The sequence below is a fragment of the Sphingomonas sp. CFBP9019 genome (genome assembly GCF_034045155.1).
GTDB classification, from domain to species: Bacteria; Pseudomonadota; Alphaproteobacteria; order Sphingomonadales; family Sphingomonadaceae; genus Sphingomonas; species Sphingomonas aerolata.
Genome location: NZ_JAXCWK010000001.1, coordinates 580,005 through 606,407 on the forward strand (window position 1 = coordinate 580,005; position 26,403 = coordinate 606,407).

The window sequence follows — 26,403 nt, forward strand, 5'->3', positions numbered from 1 at the left end:
GACGTCTGATGAGCCGCGAAACACCGACCGAACGGCGTGAAGCCGCCGAAACGCGTCGCCGCTGGGTGACGCTGGCAGAGGTCCTCGCGGTCGCTGGCGTGCTCATCGCGGCACTCACGCTCTGGAGCAACTGGTCCGAACGCAACGCGGACAAGGCCGAGAAGGCGAGCGCACTTGCCAGCGAACAGCGCGAAAGCCGGCGTTTCGAAATCCGAGCCGTCGCGGCGGAGAATGGCGATTCGCTGATGTTGCTGCGCGACGAGAGGCACGACATCCAGACGGCGACGATCGCGTTCCCCTCGGCGCTGAGCGTCGAGCGCAAGGATGCCCTGACGGATCAGATCCAACGCGACTGGTTCGAAAAGGCCTTGCTGAAAGCCACCGACGGCGGCGCGGACGATCAGGCCGGGCGGCTGCCGGTCCTCATTGCCGTCACCTATACCGACGGCGATGTCTCGGGTTCGGCAAGCGGCATCTACGACGTGATCTGGCGCACGAAAGCCGGTGTGTTTCCGTTCGGCCGATCGCTGAAACTGGAGGGCTTGAAGCTCAGGCAACGTGGCGGCGATCAGGCTAGGCTAGACGCGTTATGGACACGCCAACAACGCTAGCGAGGCACCTTACCCCTGCGACCGTCAGATTTCACGGGCGTAGACCGGATCGGTATACGGCGTCGTCCCGATCCTGAAGGGCCGGGTGCCGATCACGGAGAATTGCTGGCGTTCGTAAAAGGCGCGGGCGCGGGCGTTCAAGCCCCACACACCCAACAACACACGGGCGTAATCGCGCTCGGCCGCGTCAGCGAGCGCCCGGTCCATCAACGCGGCACCGAGACCTGATCCGTGCGCCTGCTTCATGAGGTAGATACGGCGCAGTTCGATGTCGCGAGGACCGGTCTCTATCGGAAAGGCAGGCTTCGTGAGCACGGAATAGCCGATCGGCGCATGGCCAGGCTCATATTCCGCAAGCGTCACGATCGTTGCAGGGTCGTCGAGCCACGCCGCGAAAGTCGCGACACTGTTGTTCCGCGTACAATGATCGACGATGTCGACGCCCGCAAATGCTGTTGCGTAGGCGTCGAGAAACGAGGCGGCTCCGACGAGCGAGAGGGCGGGCGCATCGTTCACCGTCGCGCGTCGCAGCCGCCAGAGCATCAGCCGACGATTTCTTCGGGCTTGAAGAAATAGGCGATCTCGATCTCGGCATTCTCGTCCGAATCCGAACCGTGAACGCTATTGGCTTCGATCGACTCGGCAAGCTCCTTGCGGATCGTGCCGGGCTCGGCGTTCGCCGGGTTGGTCGCGCCCATGATGTCGCGGTTGCGCTGCATCGCGTTGTCGCCTTCGAGAACCTGGACGACGACGGGGCCCGAGATCATGAACGAGACGAGCTCACCGAAGAAGGGGCGCTCCTTGTGCACCGCGTAGAAGCCTTCGGCCTGCTCGCGGGTCATCTGGATGCGCTTCGACGCGACGACGCGCAGGCCGGCTTCCTCGAGCATCTTGGTGACCGCACCGGTCAGGTTGCGGCGGGTGGCATCGGGCTTGATGATCGAAAAGGTACGGTTCGCGGCCATGATGGTCACGGGCTCCTGTGTTGACGGAAATAGGATGCGCGGCGCTTAGGCGCGGATCGGCCCCAAGGCAACGCCTATGCCGTCCAATTTCAGGCAGCCTGCTCCCAGCGGCCGGCATCGTTCTGTCTCCAGTACCGACGCTCGACACCATCTCGATCGCCCAGCGTCTTCCATGCCAGCCGCGCCTCGCGAATCGCCTCTTCGTCAAACACATGGAATACCCGCTCGAAATCGAGCGCCGCGTCCCGCCAGCGACCATCGACGATCGCGACGTTGCGCGCGGCGTTGGCCGTCGTCACGTCGCTGGCAATCAGAACGGGCTGTGCCGCGTCGTTACCTGCGCCGATATGTGCATGCGGCAGGAAGCTCTCCGGCGCATAGGACCAGAGGAGCCGATCGAGCGCGACACGCTGCGCCTCGGGTTCGGCGACAATAAGCAGGCGGCCGCCAGTTTGCACTACGCGCTCGGCGATTCGCGGAAGGACGCGGTCGAGCGGGGTGGTCAGGTGGTAGAAATCGACCTGCATTATGCTCATCCCCCGAGTTCAGACTGCCGGCCAAGTGCCCCCGTCATCCCGACCGCTGCCGGGATGACGGGATAGGTGCCGTTCAGCCTTCGAAATTGTCGGCAACGAAACGGTCGAGCAGGCGCACGCCATAACCGGTCGCGCCCTTATCGTGGTGGGTTCCCGGCTTGTCCGACCAGACCATGCCAGCGATGTCGAGATGCGCCCATTTCACGCCTTCGTCGACGAAGCGCTTGATGAACTGCGCCGCAGTGATCGACCCTGCGCCGCGCGGGCCGACATTCTTCATGTCCGCGATCGGGGAGTCGATCAGCTTGTCGTAGGCCGGCGACAGCGGGAAGCGCCACAATGTGTCGCCACTGGCCGTCCCAGCCGCAAGCAACTGGTCCGCCAGCGCGTCGTCATTGGCGAAGATGCCGCCATTCTCGGTGCCAAGCGCGACAATCATCGCACCCGTCAGCGTCGCGAGATCGACGATCGTCGCAGGCTGATGCGTCTTCTGGACCCAGGTCACGCAGTCGCAGAGCACCAGCCGTCCTTCGGCGTCGGTGTTCAGGACTTCGATCGTCTGGCCCGACATCGACGTGATGACGTCGCTAGGCCGCAACGCCGCGCCATCGGGCATGTTCTCGACCAGCCCCATCACGCCGACCACATTGGCCTTGGCCTTGCGCGCAGCGAGCGCCTTCATCGCGCCGGCAACGGCCCCTGCCCCGCCCATGTCCCACTTCATGTCTTCCATGCCAGCGCCAGGCTTGATGGATATACCACCCGAGTCGAACGTCACGCCCTTGCCGACAAGGGCAAGCGTCGGGACGTCGGCAGCGGCTCCGTTCCATTTCAGCGCCAGCAGGCGAGCCTCGCGGCGCGAGCCCTGGCTGACGCTCAGCAGCGAACCCATGCCGAGTTCCGCCATCTGCGCTTCGTCGAGGACGGTGATTTCGAGCCCCAGCCCTTCGATGTCCTTCGTCACCTTCTCGACGAAGCTCTCGGGGTAGACGATGTTTGGCGGCGATGTGACGAGCCACCGCGTCAGGTCCATGCCACCACTTACCGCGGCCTGCTCGGCCCATGCCGCGTCGGTGCCTTCGGGCGCACCGGCGATCGTGAATGTCGTCAAGCTGGGCTTCGACGTCTCGGCAAGCTTGGTGCGATACGTGTCGTAACGCCATGCGCGCTGCAGGGCCGCTGCGGCGAACCGGGCGGCAGCCGCAGCACTCGGGGGCGTCGAGGCGGCACCCAGGTCGATCGTTACAGCAATGGCGCCTGACGTCAGCAGGCGCGCGGTGACCGCACCGCCCGCTTTCCCCCAATCCGCATCGCTGCCTGCACCGACGCCAACGAACAGGAGGTGGCGTACCGTGTCCGCGACCGGAACGAAGACCTCGATGATCGCCCCCGCTTCGCCGGTGAAGCGGGCAGCGGCCGCGGCCTGCGTCGCTACCGCCTCGACGCTATCCCCGATCGCGGTCCATCGCGTCTTGGACAGTCCGTCCTTGGCAACGGGCACGGCGAGAATGGCCGCATCGGGCTTGGCGACGGGGGTGAAATCGATCTGCATGGGGACCTCGAAAAACATTGAATAGACTGGGCTAGATGCCCCTAAGCTGATGCTGCGGAGGCGGCAAAGCAAGGTCGCGGCCGATCAAGGCTGTGGATAGCCGTGATCCGACGCACGGCGATTGCAGCAACGCGCGGACGATGCGATAGGCGGCGCGGTATGGCGGCGACCGGCCGCAGTTCCAAAAGGGGTTGGTTCGGATCGTGTTGCGTATCGACCTTATGGCGGGTTGCGCCCTGTCGCTCGCCTTGCTCGCATCGGGACTGCTTCCAGCGTCCGCGCGCGCGCAGGATCTCCAGGCGCGTCCGGCAGCGCCGCCCCTTCCGGAACCGCCGACCTCATCGACCCCAACGGATCCGGATCAGGTGCAGTTCAGCGCCAGCGGTCTTGAATATGACACTGACGCCGACATCGTCACGGCAACTGGCGAGGTCCGCATGTTCCGCCAGGGCGATCGGCTGCGCGCCGACAAAGTGGTGTGGAACCGCAAGACGGGCAAGGTTCTTGCGACGGGCAATATCGCGGTCACCAACCCCCAGGGCGACATTGCCTATGGCGACTCGATCGAGCTGACCGACTCGCTGAAAGACGGCGTCGTCGACAATATGCTCGTCGTGCTCGAACAGGGCGGCAGGCTGGCCGCCAAGCAAGGGACGCGCGAGGCTGATGGCACGGTCGAACTGCGCAGTGCCGCATATACGCCCTGCGCCGTCGTCAACTCGGCCGGTTGCCCCAAGGAGCCAACGTGGAAGATAACCGCGGTCAGCGTCACCTATCGCCCCGACCGCAAGCGGATTTATTACGCCGGCGCGCGCCTGCACCTGTTCGGCCTTCCCAGCCTGCCGCTACCCAAATTCTCGAATCCCGTCGGCGGGGGCAGCGACAGCGGGCTGCTATCCCCCAATGGCGGATATAGCCGGGTCAACGGTTTCGAAGTCAGCATTCCCTATTATGTGAAGCTCGCGCCCAACCAGGGCCTGGTCATCACGCCGCATCTCTACACCAGCGTGCTGCCGATGCTCCAGGCCGATTATTCCGCGCTGAGCACCAGGGGCGCGTTCAGCCTGCGCGCCTATGCGACCGAAAGCCGCCGAAGCGACGATCTGACCACGGCAAATTCGGCGGACACCAGCATGGCGTTCCGCGGCTATCTCGACGGCATGGCGCGCTATCAGCTGACGCCCAACTGGAGTGTCAGCGGCTCGCTCCGCCTAACGACCGACCGGACGTTCCTGCGGCGCTACGACATCTCGCGCGACGACCGGTTGCGCAGCACGGCCAGCTTCGAGCGGATCGACGACAGCAGCTATTTCGCGCTGACCGGCTGGTACGTCCAGACGCTGCGCGTCAATGACAGCCAGGGTCAGCAGCCGATCGCGCTTCCCGAGATCGACTATCGCAAGCGCTTCGACGATGGACTGGTCGGGGGCCGCGTCCAGCTCCAGCTCAACACGCTGGCGCTGACACGCACCGACGGACAGGACACGCAGCGCGCGTTCGCCAGCGCGCAATGGGATCTTCGGCGCCTGACGAACTGGGGTCAGGAGGTCACCTTCACGGCATTCGCCCGCGCCGACGCCTATAACACGAACAACACCGACGCGACCTCGATCGTCAGTTATCGCGGACTCGAAGGATTTCACAAGCGGGCGATCGGCGCAGCGGCCGTGGACGTGAAATGGCCGTTCATCGGCACGTTCCTCGGCGGCACGCAGCGGTTCACGCCGCGTGTCCAGCTGGTCGCCGCGCCGAGCATCGCCAACACGCGCATCCCCAACGAGGATTCGCGCGCCGTCGACCTCGACGACACCAACCTGTTCGCACTCAACCGGTTCGCCGGGTATGACCGGTTCGAGGATTCCTCGCGCGCCACTTATGGCGGCGAGTGGGCGCTCGACCTTCCGGGGATCGCGTTCACGACGAATATCGGACAGAGCTATCGCTTGGGTACGCGGCCGACGATCCTGCCCGACGGTACCGGGCTCAGCGACCGGTTCTCCGATATTGTCGGCCGCAGCGAATTGCGATTTCGCGACTTTGTTTCGGTGGTGCACCGCTACCGGCTCGACAAGGACAGCCTGGCGATCCGCCGCAACGAGGTTGACGCCACGATCGGGTCGCGCGCGACTTACGTGCTCGTCGGCTATCTAAAGCTCAACCGCAACATCGACGCCGCGATCGAGGATTTGCGCGACCGAGAGGAAATCCGCGTCGCCGGCCGTGTCCAGTTTGCCCGGTTCTGGTCGGCCTTCGGATCGGGAGTCGTCGATTTGACGAACAAGTCGGAAGATCCGCTGTCGGTCAGCGACGGTTTCAGCCCGATCCGCCACCGTGTCGGCGTTCAGTATGAAGACGATTGCCTGCGGCTTGGCGCGACGTGGCGGCGGACGTACAACGATACCGGTGATGCGCGGAAGGGGAACAGTTTCCTGCTGACGCTGGCCTTCACCAATCTTGGCCGCTAAGCCCGCATTCAGCTAAGCCAGGGTAGGCCGCGCGGCACGTGCGATGATACGCGATGATGGGATACCGACACCTTGAAGCATGATGTTCGACTGACGGCGCGTGGTGGCCGCGTAATCGGCGCTGTGGTCCTTGCCGCACTGACCGCAAGCGCCATTGCCCAGACCGCGCCAACGCCTGCGCCCGCGCCCGCTGGAGGATCCGGGCAGACCGTGTCCGATCAGAGCGTGCCCGACAATACCGGGCTTAATCTGCCGACGAATCTTCAGATCTTCGGCAAGGTCGATCCGAACGTCCGCAAGCCGACGGCGATCGTCAACGACTCCGTGATCACCGGCACCGACGTCGATCAGCGCGTCGCCTTGATCGCGATGGCCAATGAGGGCGCCAAGCTCTCGCCCGAAGACCGCGACCGGTTGAAGCTCCAGGTCCTGCGGCAGCTGATCGACGAAACGCTGCAGATCCAGGAGGCAAAGACCGCCGACATCACGATCACGCCCGCCGAACTGACGCAGAGCTATGACGCGGTGTCGAAGCGGTTCAACCGTACCCCTGCCACCATGGCGGCCTATCTGCGGCAGACCGGCTCGTCGGATCGCTCGCTCAAGCGTCAGATCGAAGGCGAACTGGCCTGGCAGCGCTATCTGCGGCGCCGCGTCGAGCCCTTCGTCAACGTCGGCGACGAGGAGGTCAAAGGCATCATCGACCGTCTCGAGGCGGCCAAGGGTACGGACGAGTTCAACCTGAAGGAAATCTACCTCGCCGGGAATGCGACGAACGGGCAACAGGTCTATGCCAATGCCCGCCAGCTGATCCAGGAAATCCAGAAGGGCACGCAGCCGTTCGAGTCCTATGCGCGGCAATTCTCCGAGGCGTCGACCCGCGCGGTCGGCGGCGATCTCGGCTGGGTTCGTGCATCGACGCTGCCGCCGGAGCTCGCCCAGGCGACGCAGTCGATGCAGGTCGGCCAGGTGGCCGGTCCGATCGAGGTGTCGGGCGGCTATTCCATCCTGTACCTGACCGACAAGCGCCAGGTGCTGACCGCCGACCCACGCGACGCGCGGCTCAGCCTGAAGCAGCTGACGTTGCGCTTCCCGCCCAATACCTCGCAGGCGCAGGCCGCAGCGCGTGCCGAGGCGTTTGCAAGGGCTACGAAGGATCTGCGTGGGTGTGGCACCGTCGAAAAGGTCGCCGCGGGCATCGGAGCCGACGTTGTCGACAATGATACTGTCCGAATCCGCGATCTTCCGCCGCAGCTTCAGGAAGTGATGCTCAAGTTGCAAGTCGGCGAATCGAGCCCGCCGTTTGGGTCCGCCGAACAGGGCGTACGTGCCCTCGTCCTGTGCGGACGCGACGATCCGCAGTCAGGCAATCTGCCGAGTTCGGAGCAGATCCAGGGACAGCTCGAGCAGCAGCGCGTCAATTTGCGGGCCCAGCAGAAACTGCGCGATCTGCGTCGTGACGCCGTCGTCGAATATCGCTGATCCTGACATGCCGCAGTCGCGCCCCCTCGCCGTCTCGATGGGCGACCCCGCGGGGATCGGACCTGAAATCATCGCCAAGGCTTGGGCCGCGCGTGTTGCGCACGATCTGCCCCCGTTCGTTGCGATCGGCGACATCCGGGCGATCGAGCGGGTCTGGTCCGGGCCCGTGGTCCGGATCGCTGATCCTACCGAAACGGCCACGGTATTCGCCGGTGCGCTGCCGGTGCTGAGCGTCGAAGACGCGGGCGAGATCGTGCCCGGGAATCCGGATGTCGAGGGCGCCCGTTGCGCCTTGCATGCGCTCGAGCTTGCGGTGGGACTGGTCAAGACCGGAGCAGCACGCGCACTGGTCACGGGGCCGGTATCGAAGGCAAAGCTTTATGCGATTGGCTTCACCCATCCCGGGCAGACGGAGTTCGTCGCTGAACGGTTCGGCGTCGCGGGCGAGAATGCCGTGATGATGCTCGCCGGCCCGTCGCTCCGTGTCGTGCCGATCACGACGCATGTACCGCTCGGCGACGTCGCGTCCCTGCTGTCGGTCGATTTGATCGTCGCAAAGGGGCGGGCAACGGCTCGCGGGTTGACGCGGAATTTCGGGATTGCGGCCCCGCGGCTCGCCTTTGCCGGGTTCAATCCGCACGCGGGCGAACAGGGCGCGCTCGGTCGTGAGGAGATTGATATCATCGCCCCGGCGATCGATCTGCTGCGCGCGGAGGGCATCGATGCGACCGGGCCTTTTGCGGCAGATACCTTGTTCCACCCGCGCGCGCGCGCGACCTATGACGCGGTACTTTGCTGCTATCATGACCAGGCGCTCGTGCCGCTCAAGACCATCCATTTTGACGAAGGCGTCAACATCACGCTCGGGCTGCCTATCGTGCGTACGTCGCCTGACCACGGCACGGCATTCCCGATCGCCGGTAAAAACCTCGCCGAACCGGGTGCCATGATCGCGGCTATCGCGATGGCCGGCCAGGCATCCGATCGGCGTGCCGCGCAAAGCGCCGAAAGTCGATGATCGCCCCGGCACCGGCCCTCCCCCCGCTGCGCGAGGTGATCGCGCGGCATGGCCTCAATGCCAGCAAGGCGCTGGGGCAGAATTTCCTGTTCGACGGGCAATTGCTGGCGCGCATCGCCGCTGTGCCGGGTGACCTGCACGACGCTGAAGTCCTCGAGGTCGGCCCAGGTCCCGGTGGACTGACCCGCGCTTTGCTTGCGGCGGGTGCGCGCGTGACGGCGATCGAGCGGGATCATCGCTGCATTCCCGCGCTAGCCGAACTGGGGGAAGCATTCCCGGGGCAGCTAACGGTCATCGAAGGCGATGCGCTGGCGATCGACGCGCCGTCGCTGTTCACGACAAAGCCTCACATCGTTTCCAACCTGCCCTATAATGTCGGTACTGCCTTGCTGGTCGGCTGGCTGTCGGCGGATTGGGCACCATGGTGGCAATCGCTGACGCTGATGTTCCAGAAAGAGGTCGCCGAACGGATCGTTGCGACCACGAACAGCGATCATTACGGACGCCTTGCGGTGCTCGCGCAATGGCGAAGCGCGTCGAGGATTGCGATGCCGGTCCACAGGTCGGCCTTTACGCCGCCACCCAAGGTAATGTCCGCAGTCGTCCACATCACGCCACAGGCTGCGCCCGAGGGCGTCGACTTCGCCCTGCTCGAACGACTGACCGGCGCCGCTTTTGGACAACGTCGCAAGATGCTCCGCCAGAGCTTGAAATCAGTACCTGGCGCTCTCGATGCGCTGGAGCGGATCGGGATCGATGGGACGCGACGCGCAGAGACCTTGTCGGTGCTGGATTTCGTGGCACTGGCGCGCGCCGCGAAGACGCGGCCGCTCACTGTCAGCGGCTGAGGTCGTCCCGCTCAGTCCTTGGCGGGGGTAGCGGGCTTTACGACCTGCGCAGTCGTGATGGGCGGACCCTTGGCGATGATCGCGGCAAGCTGCACGGCCTCGGGACACTGCCCCTTACAGATGGTGCGGATCTTGGCGAGGTTGTCGCGGGCCCGGACGACCGCGCCCTTCATCACCAACGCACTGCCCTGCCCCTGCAACGCGGTGACATCGTTGGGCTCGAGCAGTAGCGCCTCGCGGTAAAGGCGGATCGCCTTGCCCGGCAGTTCGCGTGCCTCTGCGACCCTGCCCAGTTCGACGAACGCCGCGCGATTGCGCGGATCCACCGCGACCGCGGTTTCGAGCATGTCGGTCGCACCGTCGAGATTGCCGGCCGCCTTCAGGCTGCGCCCCTGTGCGAGCAGTTGCAACGACCGCGCATCAATCTGCGTATCGGGCCGTTGGCCGCTCAGTGACGTCGATACGGACACGACCGTCAGCGCGGCGGCAACGGCAACGGTCGAAAAACGCATGATGGTCTCCAGGCGGGGCACAGCGGGTTTGGCTAGCATGGGCTGATAAGGCGCGCGACAAAAAATCCGTCGGTGCCGTCGCGGCCGGGCTCGAGGCGAACCCCGTGGCCGTGGACAGCGCCTGCGGGCAACGACAGCGGCGCGGTCGTCCAGCCGGGATGCGCGCCCAGGAACCACGTAACCTGGTCCGTGCCTTCCGCATCGAGCAGCGAACAGACGATATACACCAACGTACCGCCCGGTTTGACCAGCGTTGCCGCGACCGACAGGACCTGCTGTTGGGTCGACTGCAATCTGGACACGCGGTCGGGCGTCAGGCGCCAGCGCGCCTCGGGATTGCGTCGCCACGTGCCTGTTCCCGAACAAGGCGCATCAACGAGCACGCCGTCCGCACGGCCTGCCCATTCGCTCAACGCCTCGATCTCACGGGTCGGGTTGAGCAACTGCGTCTCGATGATCGCGGCGCCCGCACGGGTCGCGCGCGGCGCCAGCCGTGATAGCCGGTTACGATCGGTATCGCAGGCAAGGAGGGTACCCGTGTTCGCCATCATCGCGGCGAGCGCGAGCGTCTTGCCGCCAGCGCCTGCGCAGAGGTCGACGATCCTTTGGCCGGGCTTGGCCTGCATCGCGAGCCCGACGATCTGGCTGCCCTCGTCCTGGACTTCCAGCGCTCCCTCGTTGAACAGCGGCAATGCCTCGACGTTCGTGCCGGTCGGCAGCCGGATTCCGTCGGGAGCGTGCGGTGTCGCCTCAGCGTCGGGCAATGCGGCGAGCACGGCGGGACGATCCGCGACGAGCGTGTTGACCCGCAGGTCGAGCGTCGCACGCCCCGCAAGATCGGTGAGCGCCGCGCCATCGAGCCCCGATGCCCGCAACGCCTTGGTCAGCCATTGCGGCGCGACGCCGGCGCGTGCGCGCGGTTCATCCTTGCCGATCGGCGCTGGTGCATGGGTCGAGCCGTCGAAGGTCGCGGCCAGCGCGGGGTCAGCATCGGCCACCAGCAGCATCGCGGCACGGCCGTTCTCAGGTCGATCTCCTGCCTTGCGGATCGCCGCATAGACGAGCTCACGCACGGCGCGACGGTCCTTCGACCCAGCGTAACGACGCGTGGCGAAGTAGCGGGCGATGAGCGTGTCCGCTGCCGCGCCACTCTCGCGGGCAGCGGCGATGATCTGGTCGAGCAGCTCGATCGCGGCCTGCGTCCGCGCCGACGGGGTCAAGGCCGACCTCCCGGGATTGCGCAATATCGGGCAGTGATTTGGTAGGGGATCATCATCATCCCCTGCCCCTACCCCCTCCCGGACGTAGAAGGGAATGATTTCAGGTATCCGCTTGCCACATTCCCGGCCGGCGGGCCCTCCCGATCCCGTTGCGGCATCGGGAGGCGTCGATGCTAGCGCGTCGGGTAGTTCGGGGCCTCGCGCGTGATCGTGACGTCGTGGACATGGCTCTCCATCAGGCCGGCACCGGTGATCTGGACGAATTCCGCGCGTGCCTGCAGATCCGGAATCGTCGCCGACCCGGTATAGCCCATCGCTGCCTTGATCCCGCCGACGAGCTGGTGGACGACGTCGCGTGCCGGACCCTTATACGCAACCTGCCCTTCGATGCCCTCGGGAACCAGCTTCAGCTGGTCCTTGATATCGCCCTGGAAGTAGCGATCCGCAGACCCGCGACCCATAGCGCCGACCGAACCCATGCCACGATAGGATTTATACGCGCGGCCCTGGTAGAGGAAGGTTTCGCCCGGCGCCTCGTCCGTCCCGGCGAGCAGCGACCCGATCATCACGGTCGATGCGCCTGCAGCCAGCGCCTTGGCCATGTCGCCCGACGTGCGGATACCCCCATCCGCGATCACCGGTACGCCGGCCTTGTGACCGGCTTCGGCGCAATCCATCACGGCCGTCAACTGCGGCACGCCCACGCCAGCGACCACCCGCGTGGTGCAGATCGACCCGGGGCCGATGCCGACCTTGATGCCGTCCGCGCCCGCGTCGATCAGCGCGCGGGTGGCGTCGCCCGTCGCGACGTTCCCGGCAACGACCTGGACCGAGTTGGACAGTTTCTTCACTCGCTCAACGGCACGCCCGACGTCACGATTATGACCATGTGCCGTGTCGATGACGATCAGGTCGCATCCGGCGTCGACCAGCTGTTCCGTGCGATCGAAGCCCTTGTCGCCGACGGTCGTCGCCGCTGCGACACGCAGGCGGCCCGCTTCGTCCTTGGTCGCATCGGGGAACATGACGGCCTTTTCGATATCCTTGACCGTAATGAGGCCGACGCAACGATACTCGGCATCGACGACCAGCAGCTTTTCGATGCGACGCTGGTGCAGCAGCCGGCGCGCTTCCTCCTTGCCGACCTCGGTCGATACAGTCGCAAGATTCTCGTGCGTCATGAGCTCGCTGACCGGCTGCTGCGGGTTCCCGGCAAAGCGAACATCGCGATTGGTCAGGATTCCGACCAGCTTGCCATCCGACTCGACGACCGGAATGCCGCTGATCCGATGGCCGGCCATCAACGCCTGCGCTTCGCCCAGAGTGGCGGTCGGCTTGATCGTGATCGGGTTGACCACCATCCCCGATTCGAACCGCTTGACCTGACGGACCGCGACAACCTGTTCCTCGATCGTCAGGTTACGGTGTAGCACGCCGATGCCGCCGAGCTGCGCCATGACGATCGCCATGTCCGCTTCGGTCACAGTATCCATTGCGGAGGACAGGATCGGAATGTTGAGGGCTATCCCCCGTGTTACCTGGGTCCGCGTGTCCGCCTGGCTTGGCAGCACGTCCGATTCCCCCGGATACAGTAGGACGTCGTCGAAAGTGAGGCCGAGGCGGATATCCATGAAAGCTGCCGATCCTGGGTGTGGGGTGGCGCGCCATGTAACCAAAGCGGGCGCGTACGGCTAGGCCCCTCTGCGAACGGCGTGCTATAGCCGGGCACTACACGCATGGGGGATATTCCGATGGGGTTGATTGTCGCCGGGCTCGCAGTGGCGCTGGTGCTGTTCTATTTGATGACCAGTATCAAGATCGTACGTCAGGGCTATCAGTACACGATCGAACATTTCGGAAGGTTCACCACGGTCGCAAGGCCCGGCTTCAATTTCTATCCGGCGTTTTTCTACCGCGTCGGGCGGAAGGTGAACATGATGGAGCAGGTGATCGATATTCCCGGGCAGGAGATCATCACCAAGGACAATGCGATGATATCGACCGACGGGGTCGTGTTCTTCCAGGTGCTGGATTCGGCCAAGGCCGCCTATGAGGTGTCCGACCTGTATCAGGCGCTGCTGCAGCTCACGACGACGAACCTTCGCACCGTCATGGGCTCGATGGATCTCGACGAGACATTGAGCAAGCGCGACGAGATCAATGCGCGATTGCTGAGCGTCGTCGACCACGCAACGACGCCGTGGGGCGTCAAGATCACCCGGGTGGAGATCAAGGACATCCGTCCGCCAGCAGACATCGTCAACGCCATGGGCCGCCAGATGAAGGCCGAGCGCGAGAAGCGCGCAAACATTCTGGACGCGGAAGGCTCACGCGCCTCGGAAATCCTCCGGGCAGAGGGCCAGAAGCAGGCACGGATCCTGGAGTCGGAGGGCCGCAAGGAATCGGCCTTTCGCGATGCCGAGGCCCGCGAGCGTGCGGCCGTTGCCGAAGCGTCAGCGACCCGGGCCGTGTCGCAGGCGATCGAGGAGGGCGGCGCGCAGGCGATCAACTATTTCATCGCGCAGAAATATGTCGAGGCAATCGGCAAATTCGCCACGTCGCCCAATGCGAAGACGATCCTGTTTCCCGTCGAGGCGACCCAGTTGATGGGAACGCTGGGTGGCATTGGCGAGATTGCGAAGGATGCCCTGCGCGACACGGTGCCGTCAGCCACCTCGGCAGCGAAGCCGTCACCCAGGGGACCATTTGAACTGTCGAACGCCAACGAAGTGCCGAAAAGCTAATGTATGGAGTCGGACCGGCCGTTGCATGGCTGATCGCTGCGCTGGTGTTGGGAATCGCGGAACTGGCTGTTCCGGGCGTTTTCCTGGTCTTTCTGGCGATCGCCGCAGCGTTCACCGGGGTGATGGCGCTCGCGTTTCCGGACCTGCCGGTCGCCGTACAGCTTGTAGCCTTCGCGGTCTGGAGTGTGGTCGCGGTCACGATCGGCAAACGATGGTATCGTGACTATCCGGTCGAGGGCGGGGATCCGCTGCTGAACGACCGCGCGGCGCGATTGATCGGCCAGATCGTGATCGTCGAGACGGCGCTCGTTGGTGGCCAAGGCCGTGTTCTCGTCGGTGACGGCAGCTGGCCCGCACGCGGGCCCGACGCGGCGGTCGGCACGCGGGTCAGGATCGTCGCGGTGATGGACGGCGCGGTGGCTGTGGAACCTCAGTAGACGGGCGTCGCAACGTCTCGGACGGCCCGTTTAATGTCGATGGCGGGACCGAGAAGGGCTCGACGCCCCATCCCGGTCCGGCACCCGCGAACCTACCGGGCCGCTCGGTTTGTCACGCAGCTTCGGTCACCTTCGGCGCCGCCTGCATTACGCTGGCATCGACATGCTCCGAGAACTGCGCGAAATTCTCGACGAACAGATCGACCAGCTTTGCCGCTGTCGCGTCATAGGCATCGGTATCTGCCCATGTCGTCCGCGGATCGAGGATGGCGTCGTCGACGCCCTGTACGCTCACCGGAACCTGAAACCCAAAGTTAGGGTCCGTACGAAATTCGGCAGTCTTCAGACTGCCGTCCAGCGCAGCGTTCAGAAGCGCACGCGTAGCCTTGATCGGCATCCGGCTGCCGACACCATATTTGCCCCCGGTCCAACCCGTATTCACCAGCCAGCAGTCGACCCCGCCGCGGGCGATCCGCGCTTTCAGGAGATTACCATAAACCGAGGGATGCCGCGGCATGAACGGAGCGCCGAAACAGGTCGAGAACGTCGCATCGGGCTCGGTCACGCCGATTTCAGTGCCGGCGACGCGGGCCGTATAGCCTGACAGAAAGTGGTACATCGCCTGATCCGGCGTCAGTTTGGCAATCGGCGGAAGCACACCATAGGCATCGGCGGTCAACATCACGATGTTCCGCGGAACCGGACCCATATTGTCCGCCGAGCTGTTGGGAATGAAGTCGATCGGATAGGCGCCCCGGCTATTTTCCGCGAGCGTGTGATCGTCAAGATCAAGCAGGCGCGTGGTGGGATCCATCACGACATTCTCGAGAACCGTTCCGAACCGCTTCGTCGTCGCGAAGATCTCGGGCTCGGCATCGGCCGACAAACGGATCATCTTGGCGTAGCAGCCACCTTCGAAGTTGAAGACGGCGGTATCGGACCAGCCATGCTCATCGTCGCCGATCAGCGTTCGGCTGGCATCGGCACTCAAGGTCGTCTTGCCGGTGCCAGAAAGCCCGAAGAACACCGCGGTATCGCCGTTTGCGCCCATGTTTGCCGAACAATGCATCGGCATCACCCCGGCCGGCGGCAGGAGGTAGTTGAGCAGGCCGAAGACCGACTTTTTCATCTCCCCGGCATATTTCGTACCCCCGATAAGGATGAGCCGATCGGTGAAATTGACCGCGATGACGGTTTCGCTGCGGCAACCATGCCGCGCGGGATCGGCCTGGAAGCTGGGCAGATCGATGATCGTATAGTCGGCTTGAAAGCCTTTCAGCGCCGACGCTTCCGGACGGACAAGCATCGTCCGGATGAAGAGATTGTGCCAGGCGAGTTCCGTGACGACGCGAACATTCACCCGGTGATCGGGTTGCGATCCGCCATATAGGTCCTGAACGAACAGCGTATTCTTCTGCGCCAGCGCGGCGTAGAAATCTGCCTTCAGTGCGGCAAAGTGCGCCGCAGCCATCGGCTTGTTGCTCTTGCCCCACCAGACGGTCGCGCCGGTTTCCGCGTCGCGGACGATGAACTTGTCCTGAGCCGAACGTCCGGTATGGGCGCCCGTTTCGACGACCAGGGGCCCGTCGGCGGACAGACGCCCCTCACCCCGGTCGAGCGCGGCTTCGACCAGCTGCGCGGTCACCAGATTCCAGTGCACCTCCGCATGTGTTTCAATTCCCTGCGCATCGAGCCCTGAGGCAGGGGTTCGCAAATCGGACACGGCATCTCTCCATAAGACACTTGCGCATACGTATGTATGTCGTTGAGGCTCGATCTAGGCGGGCCTGTGATCCGGGTCAATTCGACCGGAGGGCGTGCAACTCACGCCGCGGTCTGGTGTACCCCGGTTGAGTACGCTAGCACTTTGCCCTACGCAGCCCGAGATTTATCCCGGCGGGCGCCAAGAAGATGACAGCCAGACCATGACGGCAACGATCGCGCTCGTCGATGACGACCGAAACATCCTGACGTCCGTGTCGATCGCCCTTCAGACCGAGGGGTTTGTCACGCGGGTCTATTCGGATGGCGAGACCGCGCTGAAGGCCTTGACGGACAATCCCCCCGATCTGGCGATCTTCGACATCAAGATGCCCCGTATGGATGGTCTGGAACTGTTGCGGCGGCTGCGCGAAAAGAGCCAGATACCTGTCATCTTCCTGACCAGCAAGGATGACGAACTCGACGAGGCGCTTGGCCTTGCGATGGGGGCGGACGATTATATCGCGAAGCCGTTCTCGCAGCGATTGCTGATTGCGCGGGTCCGGGCGATCCTGCGGCGCGCGGAGTTGACCCGGTCGCCTGGCACGGAGACGGAGGCCGAGGCGGCCGGGCCGCTTGACCGGGGACGGCTCAGCATGGACCCGGCGCGCCACCGGACCCTGTGGGCTGGCGAACCCGTGACGCTGACGGTGACGGAGTTCATGATCCTCGAAACGCTCGCGCAGCGGCCGGGTATCGTCAAGACGCGCAACCAGTTGATGGACGCAGCCTATCAGGACGACATCTATGTCGACGACCGGACGATCGACAGCCACATAAAGCGGCTTCGTCGCAAGTTCCGACAGGTCGATCCAGATTTCGACGCGATCGAAACGCTGTATGGGGCAGGCTATCGGTTCTCCGAAGATTAGCATGGGACGGAGCGATTCGGGCGACGACGTGGGCGATCGTAACGAGGATGACGGTCGCGACCTGACATTACGCTGGTCGGGTCAGATCTCGCTCACGCGGCGCATCCTCGCCGTCAATATCTTCGCGCTCTTGCTGCTCGCAGGCGGCTTTTTCTACCTCGATTCCTATCGCAGCCGTATCGTCGACAGCCGCGTCGCGCAGGCCGCACGCGAGGCGCGGCTGATCGGTGAGGCAATCGCCGCAGTCGATCCGGCGCTGCGTGAGCCGCTCATCGTTCGGCTGGCGCAGGATACGGGCTCGCAGATCCGGGTCTTCGACCGCGACGGGCAGATCATCAAGGACAGTCGCGCACTGGGGCTACGCAGTTTCGTGCTGCACGACCCGGACAAGGAAGACTGGGGGCAGGATGCCGCGCGCTTTCTCGACGCGGTCATCGACGTGGTCGTGATGGCGCCCCGCGCACCGCTTTACCGCGAACGCGGCCCGCGGCAACGCTGGCCCGACGTCGAGGACGTACGGTTGCGGCATGGCATCTCCACGACGGTCTGGCGCGCGCCCGACCGCACCCCAGTGATAACGGCTGCGGCCCGCGTGCCGGGCGGCGGCGTGGTGATGACGACGGTGAACGCGCGTGACATCACGCGCACCGTGCGTATCGAACGCTTCCGCCTGAGCATGGTGCTGTTGCTGGTCTCAATCGTGTCCGTGCTGCTGTCGCTGTTCCTTGCACGCACCATCGTCCGGCCCCTGCGCCGTCTCGCTCGGGCGGCGGTGCGGGTGCGGCTCGGGCGCGCGCGCGAAGTCGTGGTCCCTCGACTGCCGTCGCGCCGGGATGAACTGGGCATGCTTGCCAGGGCGCTGTCGGACATGAGCCTGGCGCTCAGGGCCCGCATCGACGCGACCGAAGCGTTCGCCGCCGACGTTACGCATGAGATGAAGAACCCGCTGGCGTCGTTACGGTCTGCGGTGGAAGGGCTGTCACGCGTGCAGGATCCCGCCCTCAAGGAGCAGCTGATGGCGATCGTGCGAGACGATGTCCATCGACTAGATCGGCTGATCTCCGACATCTCCGACGCGTCGCGACTGGACGCACAGCTCAGCCGGGCAAAGTTCGAACCGATCGACATGGTCAGCCTGATCGACGGCTTGCTGTCGCAGCGCCTCGCTCGCGACGTCGAACGTGAAATCCGTTTTCGCTTCGATCGCAGCGACGATGGCCCGTTCGTCGTGCTCGGCGAAGGCGCCCGGCTCGAGCGTGTGATCGAGAACCTGATCGATAACGCGGTATCCTTCTCGCCCGACCGCGGCCTGATCACGTTGTCTGCAATGCGCGGCGCGCACGAGGTCGTCCTTCGTGTCGAGGATGAGGGCCCGGGCGTCCCTCCAGACGCACGCGATGCGATCTTTCGCCGCTTCCACTCGGTCAGACCTGACGGCGAAGCCTTCGGGCGTCACTCCGGATTGGGGCTCGCCATTGCGCGCACCATCGTCGAGGGGCATCAGGGCACGATCACCGTCGAATCGCGCGAGGATCGGCTGGGCGGTGCCCGGTTCGTAATCCATCTGCCGCTGTATGCACGATGAGGGAGCCCTAGTTCTGTCTGTCCTCTCGTCCGATCGCCTGCATGCGACGACCGTCTCGATCGGCGGCCAGGGCGTCCTGCTGGAAGGACCTTCCGGCATCGGCAAGTCCGACCTCGCCCTTCGCCTTATCGACCGCGGCGCAATGCTGGTCAGCGACGACCAGACCATCGTGGTGCGCTCGGGTGCCCGGTTGCTGGCACACCCACCCGCTTCCATCGCAGGCCGGATCGAGGTTCGCGGCCTCGGCATTATCGTCATGCCCTATGTTGTCGACATACCCATCGCCTTGCTCGTACGGCTAGGAAGTCAGGTCCCGCGGATGCCCGAGCTTGAGGCGCGGCGGATCGCTGGTGCCGATATCCCGGTCCTCCTGCTCGAACCACTCCAGGCGTCCGCTCCACTGAAGGTTGAACTGGCTCTGAAACACGGAATTCTCGCCGCATGACGCGCCAATCAAAGCCGATCCTGCTGATCACTGGCATGTCGGGCGCGGGCAAATCGACCGTCCTCAAGACGCTTGAGGATCTGGGCTGGGAGATCGTCGACAACCTACCGCTGATGCTGCTCGATCGGTTGCTAGATACGCCGCGCGCAAAGGGACAAATGGATGATTCCACCCCCCTGGCGATTGGTATTGGCTCGCAAACGCGCGATTTTGATGCGGATCGCATCATCGGGCGCATCCGCGATCTCCGCGATCGGCACGGTCTGGAAATCGGGACGCTGTTTCTCGACTGTTCGGGGGTAGAACTCGAGCGACGCTATTCGGAAACACGGCGGCGTCATCCGCTAGCCCCCGATCGCCCCGCGGGCGACGGGATCGCGCGCGAGCGTGAAATGCTGCGGCCGCTGCGCGACTGGGCGAACCGGTTGATCGACACGACCACATTGGCGGCCAACGAGCTGGCGCAACAGATCCGCCACAGCTTCGCGCAGGACGATCAGGGTGCTCCGACGCTGTCGATCCAGTCGTTCGGCTTCGCGCGCGGGCTACCGCGCAACGCTGACCTTGTCTTCGACATGCGGTTTTTGCGAAATCCGCATTGGGATCCGCAGCTGCGTCCTGGGACCGGACTGGATGCCGAGGTTGCGCAATATGTCATGGCCGATCCGGCCTATGAAGCCGCTGTCAGCCGCATCGAGGATCTGCTGCTCCTGTTGCTGCCGCGCTACAAGGCGGAGGGCAAGTCCTATGTCAGCGTTGCGATCGGGTGTACCGGAGGGAGACATCGATCGGTTCATGTCGCCGAACGGATCGCCGGACGGTTGCGCGCAGAGGGTTTTTCGCCCACGGTAAACCATCGCGACCTGGGGGCCGCGCCGCAGGACTCGCTTGAGGGACCACCGGTCGGCTTATGAGTATGAAGCGTCTGATATGATCGGCCTAGTTTTGGTGACCCACGGGCGGCTCGCCGACGAGTTCGTGACCGCAATGGTCCATGTCGTCGGCCCACAGGAACGCGTCGCGGCAATCGCGATCGGCCCCGATGACGATATGGAGGAACGCCGCGCGGATATCGCGACGGCGATCGCCGAGGTCGATGCGGGACGCGGCGTGATCGTCCTGACCGATCTGTTCGGCGGTACCCCGTCCAACCTTGCCATCTCCCTGATGGAGCGGGGCCGGGTGGAGGTGATCGCGGGAATGAACCTACCCATGCTGATCCGGCTGGGATCGGCCCGCAAGGCGATGACGGTCGTGGCGGCGGTCGCTGCCGCGCGTGAAGCCGGCCGGAAATATATATCCGTCGCATCCGAGGTTCTCGGCGAGGCGGCCGCGTGACCGCGGTTGCGCGCACGGTCCTGATCACCAACCGCCGGGGATTGCATGCCCGGGCCAGCGCAAAGTTTGTCACACTTGCCTCCTCGCAACCTTGCGACGTGCTGGTCGAGAAGGACGGCGCGGGGAGCGTGACGGGAACGTCGATCATGGGGCTGATGATGCTCGGGGCCGCGATGGGTGACTCGATCGTCATATCGGCGACCGGCGATGGCGCGGACGAAACCGTCGCCCGGCTGGTCGAGCTTGTCGAAGCCAAGTTCGGCGAGGATTGAGCCCCCTTCCCCGCAGCGCTTGCCGCGCCGGGTTGCGGAGGGCATGAGCAGCGCGTGTTTACCAACCTCCCCTGTTTCCGCGCGCCGAAGGGCCGATAAATGCCTCGCGAAATTACCGCCTTTTCGAACCCGTTGATCAAATATGTCCGCGATCTTCGCGACAAACGACATCGCAAGGCTGCACGTCAGTTCCTTGCCGAGGGGTTGCGGATCTTGACCGAGGCTCGCGAGACCGGCCGGCTGCCCCGCACGCTTTTCTACGCTGCGGCGAGTGCCAACCATCCGCTGGTCCATGCGCTGTCGATGGATGTCGAGGAGGCGGGCGGCGAATCGATCCAGACGACGCCCGACATCCTGTCCAAGCTGTCGGGCAAGGACAATCCGCAGGCGGTGGTCGGCGTGTTCGATGAGTTCGACGCGGCACTCGAGGATCTGGACCGGACCAGTGCGGGGATCTGGCTGGTCGCCGAGCGCCTGCGGGATCCGGGCAATCTCGGCACGATCCTGCGGACCGGCGATGCCGTCGGTGCGGGCGGGCTGATCCTGATCGGCGAGTCGGTCGATCCGTTCTCGGTCGAGGCGGTGCGGGCGAGCATGGGGGCGCTGTTCACCATTCCGGTCGTCAAGACCGAGTGGGCGCCGTTCGAGGCGTGGCTCCGCAGCGGTCCCGGGCAGCTGGTCGGGCTGAGCCTCGACACCGAGACCGATTACCGGGCGGCGACGTACAGCGCCCCGACCTTCTTGCTGACCGGCAACGAGGCGCAGGGCATGCCGGCAGAGATGGCCGAAGGCTGCGACACGCTGGTCAAGATTCCGATGCTGGGCAAGGCCGACAGCCTCAACGCCGCGGTCGCAACCGCGGTGATGGCCTATGAGGTTCTTGCCCGACAGCGTTGAAAAGACGGATTAAACGTCCGCGGGCTCTGGCTTTTCGATCAATGCCGGCCCCTCGCCCAGCGCCAGCGCGTCGATCGACGACACGTCCTCGAGATCGCGCGCGCCGGTCTCGATATTGAGGTCGCGGAACTTGCGGCCGGTGACCATCAGGCGGCCGTTGAACGAGTTGGTGAAGCCGTTGAAGTTCTTCACCGCGCTGTTGAGACCGACCCCGACCTTGCGGAGATCGTCCGCGACCTTGGCGAGCCGATCGTGCATCTCCTTGCCGAGCTCGCCGATCTTGCGCGCCTCGTTGGCGAGCTTCTCCTGCCGCCAGACCGCGGCGACGGTCCGCGCGATCGCAATCAGATTGGTAGGAGTGGCCAGCAACACCCTCTTTTCAAACGCGAAATCCCAGAGGGTCGGATCGTGCTCAAGCGCAGCGGAGAGAAAATGTTCGCCGGGGACGAACATGATCACATAGTCGGGGGTGTCGGCGAACTGGCTCCAATAGGCCTTGTTGCCGAGCCCGTTGACATGCGCGCGCATCGACGCGGCGTGCGCCGCCAGACCGACCAGCCGCTCGGCCTCGTCGACCGCGCCGAACGCATCCTGATAGGCGTTGAGCGAGACCTTGGCATCGATGACGAGTGCGCGGCCGCCGGGGACGCGGATGATCGCATCGGGGCGCAGCCGGGCGCCGGCGCGCTCATCGGCATCACCGACCGCGACGCTGACCTCGGTCTGGAAGTCGGTATGTTCACTCAGCCCGCAGGTCTCGAGCACGTTCTTCAACTGCTGCTCGCCCCAGCGGCCGCGCGACTTGGGCGCGTTGCGCAGCGAATTGACGAGCTTGGCGGCCTCGGTCGAGACCTTTTCCTGGCCGAGCCGCATCTGTTCGATCTGCCCCTTGAGATCGCCGAACGCGTCGCGGCGTTCCGCCTCGACCTTGGCGACGCCCTCTTCATAGCGCTGCAGCCGGTCGCTGACGGGCTGGAGCATCGACTTGAGGTTCTGCCCGGCGGATTCCTCGGACTGGCGGAAGCGGGCGTCGGCGCGATCGAGGAAGGTCTTCTGCGCGTCGCTCAGCAGCTTGTTGGCGACGTCGCCGAACTGAGCCGCCATCACGTCCTTGGCGTCGCGGAACTCGACCAGCCGCGCCTCGAACGCCTCGCTGCGGGCATGCTCGGTAGCGAGTTCGGTGCGCGCGGCGTCGCGGTCGGCGCGGATCGTCGCGAGATCGGTACGCAGGCGGTCCGCCTCCCCGGCGCGTTCGGCATTCTGCGCGCGCAGCGTGGCGAGATCCTGGAGTGCGGCATTGCGCTCCTGCTCGACCGCGTCGCGCGCGGTACGGACCAGATCATAGTCGGCGGCACGGGTCCTGGCGACCGCAAGATCGCTGGCGAGCGCGCCGGCTCGACGCGAGGCGAGCAACCAGCCGAGCAGGAGCCCGGCGGCGGCCGCGAGCAGCGCGACGATCACGAGTTCGGTCATGCCAGCGTCCCAATGTTGTGAATGTTGAGACGATAAGCGTGTTTTGCGCCGAGATCCGTACAATTTCCGGCTGCGGAACCGGCCATGCAGGGTTTGGGCGCGGGCGGCTGGGGGGGCACGGTCTGAAAAGTCATCGTTGGAACATAGCACGAACGACGTGGGTGGGACAGAGGGATTTCCCGCCTTCGGGCGTTGCCCTTGGTCGCTGCTGTAGCAGAGTTGGGCTTTGCGGGCGGTAGTGCGTTATCGCCGGGGACGTGCCAGCTGGGCCCCGGCCTTCGCCGGGGTGGTGCTTTTGGGGGTGCGCCGCCCCTCGCTGCGGAGCTATCGGAGGTGGGCGCCGGTGTTTGCTGGGCAGTCTTCTTGGCGTGTGCCGCCCGCGATTACGCGGGGCTTCCCTGCCTGGGCCCCGGCCTTCGCCGGGGAATTGGTGGCTTGGCCGGTCGACTTAACAACCGGCGCCGGGTCAGCCGAGCTTGCGGGCCTTGGCGAGTTTCTTGAGGACCATGTCGCGCTTGAGGCGGCTGATGTGGTCGATGAAGAGGACGCCGTCGAGATGGTCGATCTCGTGCTGCATGCAGGTCGAGAGCAGGCCGTCGAGCTCTTCCTCATGCGCGGCGCCGGTCTCGTCGAGCCACTTCACGCGGCAGCGGGCGGGGCGGACGACCTCGGCATATTGCTCGGGGATCGAAAGGCAGCCCTCGTTATAGGTCGACATCTCTTCGCTGACCGAAAGGATCTCGGCGTTGATATAGGCCTTGGGATTCCTGATCGGCTTGTCCTCTTCGTCCTTCTCTTCCTGAAGGTCGATGACGAGGACGCGCTGCTGCACGCCGACCTGAGTCGCGGCGAGGCCGATGCCGTTGAAGTCGTACATCGTCTCGATCATGTCGGCGACGAGCGTACGGGTGGAATCGTCCACCGACGCCACCGGCTCCGCGACGAGGCGCAGGCGGGGATCGGGGACTTCGAGAACGGTCATGACGGTCATGCTGCGCAGCTAGGTTCCGCGGGTTGAGCCGTCAAGCATTTGGGTTAGGCCGCGACCATCAGGCCATCGGGCGACGCGCGCGCAGCGCCTGGGCGAGCGTGCCCTCGTCGAGATAGTCGAGCTCGCCACCCACCGGCAGGCCGTGCGCCAGCTGTGTGACGCGGACGGGGAATCGTTCGATGCGCTCGGCGATGTAATGCGCGGTGGTCTGGCCTTCGAGCGTGGCGTTCATCGCGAGCACGACCTCGTCGATCCCCCCCGCCTCGATCCGGCGGACGAGATTGTCGATGCTGAGATCCTCGGGCCGGATGCCTTCCAATGCGGACAGGCGACCGCCAAGCACGTGGAAGCGACCGGGGAACAGCCGCGAGCGATCGAGCGCCCAGAGATCGGCGACCTCCTCGACGACGCAGAGCGAGCGCTGGTCACGGCGCGGGTCGGCGCAGATCGCGCACGGGTTGGTCGTGTCGACATTGCCGCAGACGCTGCAATTCTCCAGCCGCTCGTCGACCGCGGTCAGCGCCTCGCGCAGCGGCCCCAGCGCGGCGTCGCGCTTCTTGAGCAGATGCAGCACGGCGCGGCGTGCGGACCGGGGGCCGAGGCCGGGGAGCCGGGCCAGCGCCTGCGTCAGCGCCTCGATCTCGGGGGATGCCATCACGACCAGATAGGGGGTTGCGTCGCTCCCCGCCAGCGTGTTCGAGAGGGGCATGCGGATCATCTTCATGGGAACGCCGGACTTCGCGGTGCCGGTGCTGGAGGCCCTCGTCACGGCGGGGCACGAACTGGTGGCGGCCTATTGCCAGCCGGCACGACCGGGCGGGCGACGCGGACGCGAGCTGGTGCCGTCGCCGGTCCAGGTCCGGGCGGAGGCGCTGGGCATAGAGGTTCGGACGCCGGTGTCGTTCAAGGCGTCGCTGCCCGAGGGGCTTGAGGCGCGGGACGCGTTTGCGGCGCTGGAGGCGGATGTCGCGGTGGTGGCCGCCTATGGCCTGATCCTGCCGCGCGCGGTGCTCGAGGCGCCCCGGCTCGGGTGCCTCAACGTCCATGGCTCGCTGTTGCCGCGGTGGCGCGGGGCGGCACCGGTGCAGCGCGCGATCCTCGCGGGCGATGCGGAGACCGGCGTCGGGATCATGCAGATGGAGGCCGGGCTCGATACCGGGCCGGTTCGGCTTGAGGGGCGAACTGACGTTGCGGGGAAGACGGCGGGGGATCTGACCGCCGAGCTGTCGGCGATGGGGGCGCGGTTGATGGTCGAGGTGCTGGGCGATCTCGACGCCTACCCTGCCCGGCCGCAACCCGAGGAGGGCGTCACCTATGCGGCCAAGATCGACAAGGCGGAGGCGCGGATCGATTTCGAGCGGTCGGCGGTCGAGGTCGAGCGGCTGGTGCGCGCGATGAACCCGGCGCCGGGCGCGTGGTTCGAGGTCGCCGGCGAGCGCGTGAAGGTGCTGGCGGCGGACGTGTTGCCGTTCAGCTTTCTCGGGTGCGAGGGGCTGACGGTGAACGCCGAGCTGACGATCGGGTGCGGCGACGGCGCGATCCGGCCCACGTTGGTGCAGCGGGCCGGGCGCGGCGTCACCTCGGCCGAGGAGCTGCTGCGCGGGTTTGCGATTCCCTCGGGGACCCAGCTTTGACGCGGTTCGCGCTGACGGTGGAGTTTGACGGCCGGCCGTTCATGGGCTGGCAGCGACAGAAGCATGGGCCGAGCGTGCAGGCCGCGCTCGAGGCGGCGGTGCTCAAGATGACCGGCGAGGCCGTGTCGGTGCAGGCGGCGGGGCGGACCGATGCGGGGGTGCACGGGATCGCGATGCGCGCGCATGTCGATATCGTGAAGCCGCTCGCGGCGTTCCGGCTGATGGAGGGGCTGAATGCTCTGGTCAAACCGGCGCCGGTGTCGGTGCTGGCGTGCGAGGTGGTGCCCGACGACTGGCATGCGCGGTTCTCGTGCATCGGGCGGTCGTACGAGTACCGGATCGTCAACCGGCGCGCGCCGCTGAGCTTCGAGGCGGGGCTGGCGTGGCAGGTGCCGCAACCGCTCGATGCGGAGGCGATGGCGGAGGCGGCGCGCGCGCTGGTCGGGCGGCATGACTTCACGACGTTTAGGTCTGCGCATTGCCAGGCGGACAGTCCGGTGCGGACGCTCGACCGGCTCGACGTCGTGCGCGAGGGCGAGCGGCTGTTCGTCTACGCGGCGGCGCGGTCGTTCCTGCATCACCAGGTACGATCGATGGTCGGGTGCCTGGCGCTGGTCGGCATGGGGCGCTGGGCGGTCGGCGATGTCGCGGACGCGCTGGCGGCGAAGGATCGGGCGATGCTGGGGCTCAATGCACCGCCCGATGGGTTGTTCTTCGTAACCGCTGTTTATCCCTAAGGAATTAA

27 protein-coding genes are annotated in these 26,403 nt (G+C 65.4%); 16 read left to right on the top strand and 11 right to left on the bottom strand.

Annotation, left to right across the window (positions count from 1 at the left end; genetic code table 11):
* Window positions 1-8 precede the first annotated feature (8 nt).
* Entirely contained in the window at window positions 9-611 is a 603-nt protein-coding gene (locus SOM18_RS02515) for a hypothetical protein (RefSeq protein ID WP_031393389.1), read from the top strand.
* A 24-nt stretch (window positions 612-635) separates the two neighbouring features.
* Here the strand turns inward: SOM18_RS02515 and SOM18_RS02520 are convergent, their stop codons facing one another.
* From SOM18_RS02520 to SOM18_RS02535, 4 genes are all read right to left on the bottom strand, one after another.
* Entirely contained in the window at window positions 636-1,154 is a 519-nt protein-coding gene (locus SOM18_RS02520) for a GNAT family N-acetyltransferase (RefSeq protein ID WP_031439004.1), read from the bottom strand.
* Window positions 1,154-1,576, bottom strand: a complete 423-nt coding sequence (gene ndk, locus SOM18_RS02525) for a nucleoside-diphosphate kinase (protein WP_031439003.1) — start codon at window positions 1,574-1,576, stop codon at window positions 1,154-1,156. The genes SOM18_RS02520 and ndk overlap by 1 nt, the downstream gene beginning before the upstream one ends.
* Window positions 1,577-1,665: 89 nt before the next feature.
* On the bottom strand, window positions 1,666-2,103 hold the full coding sequence (locus tag SOM18_RS02530) for a DNA polymerase III subunit chi (protein ID WP_031439002.1): 438 nt from the start codon (window positions 2,101-2,103) through the stop codon (window positions 1,666-1,668).
* 82 nt (window positions 2,104-2,185) lie between these two features.
* Window positions 2,186-3,664, bottom strand: coding sequence for a leucyl aminopeptidase (locus SOM18_RS02535; RefSeq protein WP_031439001.1), 1,479 nt, complete (start codon window positions 3,662-3,664; stop codon window positions 2,186-2,188).
* Window positions 3,665-3,885: 221 nt separating this feature from the next.
* Here SOM18_RS02535 and SOM18_RS02540 point away from each other — a divergent pair, with 221 nt between their 5' ends.
* The 4 genes from SOM18_RS02540 to rsmA all read left to right on the top strand — a co-directional run bounded on the left by SOM18_RS02540 (window position 3,886) and on the right by rsmA (window position 9,477).
* On the top strand, window positions 3,886-6,129 hold the full coding sequence (locus SOM18_RS02540) for an LPS-assembly protein LptD (RefSeq protein ID WP_031439000.1): 2,244 nt from the start codon (window positions 3,886-3,888) through the stop codon (window positions 6,127-6,129).
* Window positions 6,130-6,267: 138 nt separating this feature from the next.
* Window positions 6,268-7,611, top strand: coding sequence for a peptidylprolyl isomerase (locus SOM18_RS02545; protein WP_373929164.1), 1,344 nt, complete (start codon window positions 6,268-6,270; stop codon window positions 7,609-7,611).
* A 7-nt stretch (window positions 7,612-7,618) separates the two neighbouring features.
* Window positions 7,619-8,629 carry a 4-hydroxythreonine-4-phosphate dehydrogenase PdxA gene (gene pdxA, locus SOM18_RS02550; protein WP_320481241.1) on the top strand — a complete coding sequence of 337 codons (1,011 nt, stop codon included), beginning with the start codon at window positions 7,619-7,621 and terminating at the stop codon, window positions 8,627-8,629.
* Window positions 8,626-9,477, top strand: a complete 852-nt coding sequence (rsmA, locus tag SOM18_RS02555; protein ID WP_031438997.1) for a 16S rRNA (adenine(1518)-N(6)/adenine(1519)-N(6))-dimethyltransferase RsmA — start codon at window positions 8,626-8,628, stop codon at window positions 9,475-9,477. Before pdxA ends, rsmA begins: the two co-directional genes overlap by 4 nt.
* Before the next feature lie 11 nt (window positions 9,478-9,488).
* On the opposite strand, the gene SOM18_RS02560 is transcribed toward rsmA, so the two are convergent.
* The 3 genes from SOM18_RS02560 to guaB form a co-directional block, all read right to left on the bottom strand.
* On the bottom strand, window positions 9,489-9,989 hold the full coding sequence (locus SOM18_RS02560; protein WP_031393398.1) for a tetratricopeptide repeat protein: 501 nt from the start codon (window positions 9,987-9,989) through the stop codon (window positions 9,489-9,491).
* 32 nt (window positions 9,990-10,021) lie between these two features.
* Entirely contained in the window at window positions 10,022-11,209 is a 1,188-nt protein-coding gene (locus tag SOM18_RS02565; RefSeq protein WP_031438996.1) for an RsmB/NOP family class I SAM-dependent RNA methyltransferase, read from the bottom strand.
* 173 nt (window positions 11,210-11,382) lie between these two features.
* A complete protein-coding gene (gene guaB, locus SOM18_RS02570; protein WP_031393400.1) occupies window positions 11,383-12,840 on the bottom strand; it encodes an IMP dehydrogenase in 1,458 nt (485 codons plus the stop codon).
* 120 nt (window positions 12,841-12,960) lie between these two features.
* Here guaB and SOM18_RS02575 point away from each other — a divergent pair, with 120 nt between their 5' ends.
* Together SOM18_RS02575 and SOM18_RS02580 are read left to right on the top strand one after the other, a co-directional pair.
* The gene (locus SOM18_RS02575; protein WP_031438995.1) at window positions 12,961-13,953 is read left to right on the top strand and encodes an SPFH domain-containing protein; all 993 of its coding nucleotides are present in this window, start codon (window positions 12,961-12,963) and stop codon (window positions 13,951-13,953) included.
* The gene (locus SOM18_RS02580; RefSeq protein ID WP_031438994.1) at window positions 13,953-14,390 is read left to right on the top strand and encodes an NfeD family protein; all 438 of its coding nucleotides are present in this window, start codon (window positions 13,953-13,955) and stop codon (window positions 14,388-14,390) included. Before SOM18_RS02575 ends, SOM18_RS02580 begins: the two co-directional genes overlap by 1 nt.
* Window positions 14,391-14,502: 112 nt before the next feature.
* On the opposite strand, the gene SOM18_RS02585 is transcribed toward SOM18_RS02580, so the two are convergent.
* The gene (locus SOM18_RS02585; protein WP_031438993.1) at window positions 14,503-16,113 is read right to left on the bottom strand and encodes a phosphoenolpyruvate carboxykinase; all 1,611 of its coding nucleotides are present in this window, start codon (window positions 16,111-16,113) and stop codon (window positions 14,503-14,505) included.
* 202 nt (window positions 16,114-16,315) lie between these two features.
* On the opposite strand from SOM18_RS02585, the gene SOM18_RS02590 reads away from it, so the two are divergent.
* From SOM18_RS02590 to SOM18_RS02620, 7 genes are all read left to right on the top strand, one after another.
* A complete protein-coding gene (locus SOM18_RS02590) occupies window positions 16,316-17,023 on the top strand; it encodes a response regulator transcription factor (protein WP_031393404.1) in 708 nt (235 codons plus the stop codon).
* Between the two features lies 1 nt (window position 17,024).
* Window positions 17,025-18,608, top strand: a complete 1,584-nt coding sequence (locus SOM18_RS02595; protein ID WP_042466269.1) for a sensor histidine kinase — start codon at window positions 17,025-17,027, stop codon at window positions 18,606-18,608.
* On the top strand, window positions 18,598-19,053 hold the full coding sequence (locus SOM18_RS02600) for an HPr kinase/phosphorylase (protein ID WP_031438991.1): 456 nt from the start codon (window positions 18,598-18,600) through the stop codon (window positions 19,051-19,053). The genes SOM18_RS02595 and SOM18_RS02600 overlap by 11 nt, the downstream gene beginning before the upstream one ends.
* Window positions 19,050-19,967 (top strand): RNase adapter RapZ, encoded by a 918-nt coding sequence (gene rapZ, locus SOM18_RS02605; protein ID WP_031438990.1) that lies wholly within the window; start codon window positions 19,050-19,052, stop codon window positions 19,965-19,967. The genes SOM18_RS02600 and rapZ overlap by 4 nt, the downstream gene beginning before the upstream one ends.
* Before the next feature lie 16 nt (window positions 19,968-19,983).
* Window positions 19,984-20,391, top strand: coding sequence for a PTS sugar transporter subunit IIA (locus tag SOM18_RS02610; protein ID WP_031393408.1), 408 nt, complete (start codon window positions 19,984-19,986; stop codon window positions 20,389-20,391).
* Window positions 20,388-20,663 carry an HPr family phosphocarrier protein gene (locus SOM18_RS02615; protein WP_031393409.1) on the top strand — a complete coding sequence of 92 codons (276 nt, stop codon included), beginning with the start codon at window positions 20,388-20,390 and terminating at the stop codon, window positions 20,661-20,663. The genes SOM18_RS02610 and SOM18_RS02615 overlap by 4 nt, the downstream gene beginning before the upstream one ends.
* A gap of 99 nt (window positions 20,664-20,762) precedes the next feature.
* Window positions 20,763-21,560, top strand: coding sequence for a TrmH family RNA methyltransferase (locus SOM18_RS02620; RefSeq protein ID WP_031438989.1), 798 nt, complete (start codon window positions 20,763-20,765; stop codon window positions 21,558-21,560).
* A 9-nt stretch (window positions 21,561-21,569) separates the two neighbouring features.
* Here SOM18_RS02620 and rmuC read toward each other — a convergent pair whose 3' ends face one another.
* The 3 genes from rmuC to recR all read right to left on the bottom strand — a co-directional run bounded on the left by rmuC (window position 21,570) and on the right by recR (window position 24,679).
* The gene (gene rmuC, locus SOM18_RS02625; protein WP_031438988.1) at window positions 21,570-23,033 is read right to left on the bottom strand and encodes a DNA recombination protein RmuC; all 1,464 of its coding nucleotides are present in this window, start codon (window positions 23,031-23,033) and stop codon (window positions 21,570-21,572) included.
* Window positions 23,034-23,499: 466 nt separating this feature from the next.
* Window positions 23,500-24,024: a peptide deformylase gene (gene def, locus SOM18_RS02630; RefSeq protein WP_031438987.1), complete on the bottom strand. Its 525-nt coding sequence runs from the start codon at window positions 24,022-24,024 to the stop codon at window positions 23,500-23,502.
* A 58-nt stretch (window positions 24,025-24,082) separates the two neighbouring features.
* Complete coding sequence (gene recR / locus SOM18_RS02635) at window positions 24,083-24,679, bottom strand: recombination mediator RecR (RefSeq protein ID WP_031393413.1); 597 nt, start codon at window positions 24,677-24,679, stop codon at window positions 24,083-24,085.
* A gap of 52 nt (window positions 24,680-24,731) precedes the next feature.
* Here recR and fmt point away from each other — a divergent pair, with 52 nt between their 5' ends.
* Entirely contained in the window at window positions 24,732-25,658 is a 927-nt protein-coding gene (fmt, locus tag SOM18_RS02640; RefSeq protein WP_031438986.1) for a methionyl-tRNA formyltransferase, read from the top strand.
* Window positions 25,655-26,395 (top strand): tRNA pseudouridine(38-40) synthase TruA, encoded by a 741-nt coding sequence (truA, locus tag SOM18_RS02645; protein WP_031438985.1) that lies wholly within the window; start codon window positions 25,655-25,657, stop codon window positions 26,393-26,395. Before fmt ends, truA begins: the two co-directional genes overlap by 4 nt.
* Window positions 26,396-26,403 lie beyond the last annotated feature (8 nt).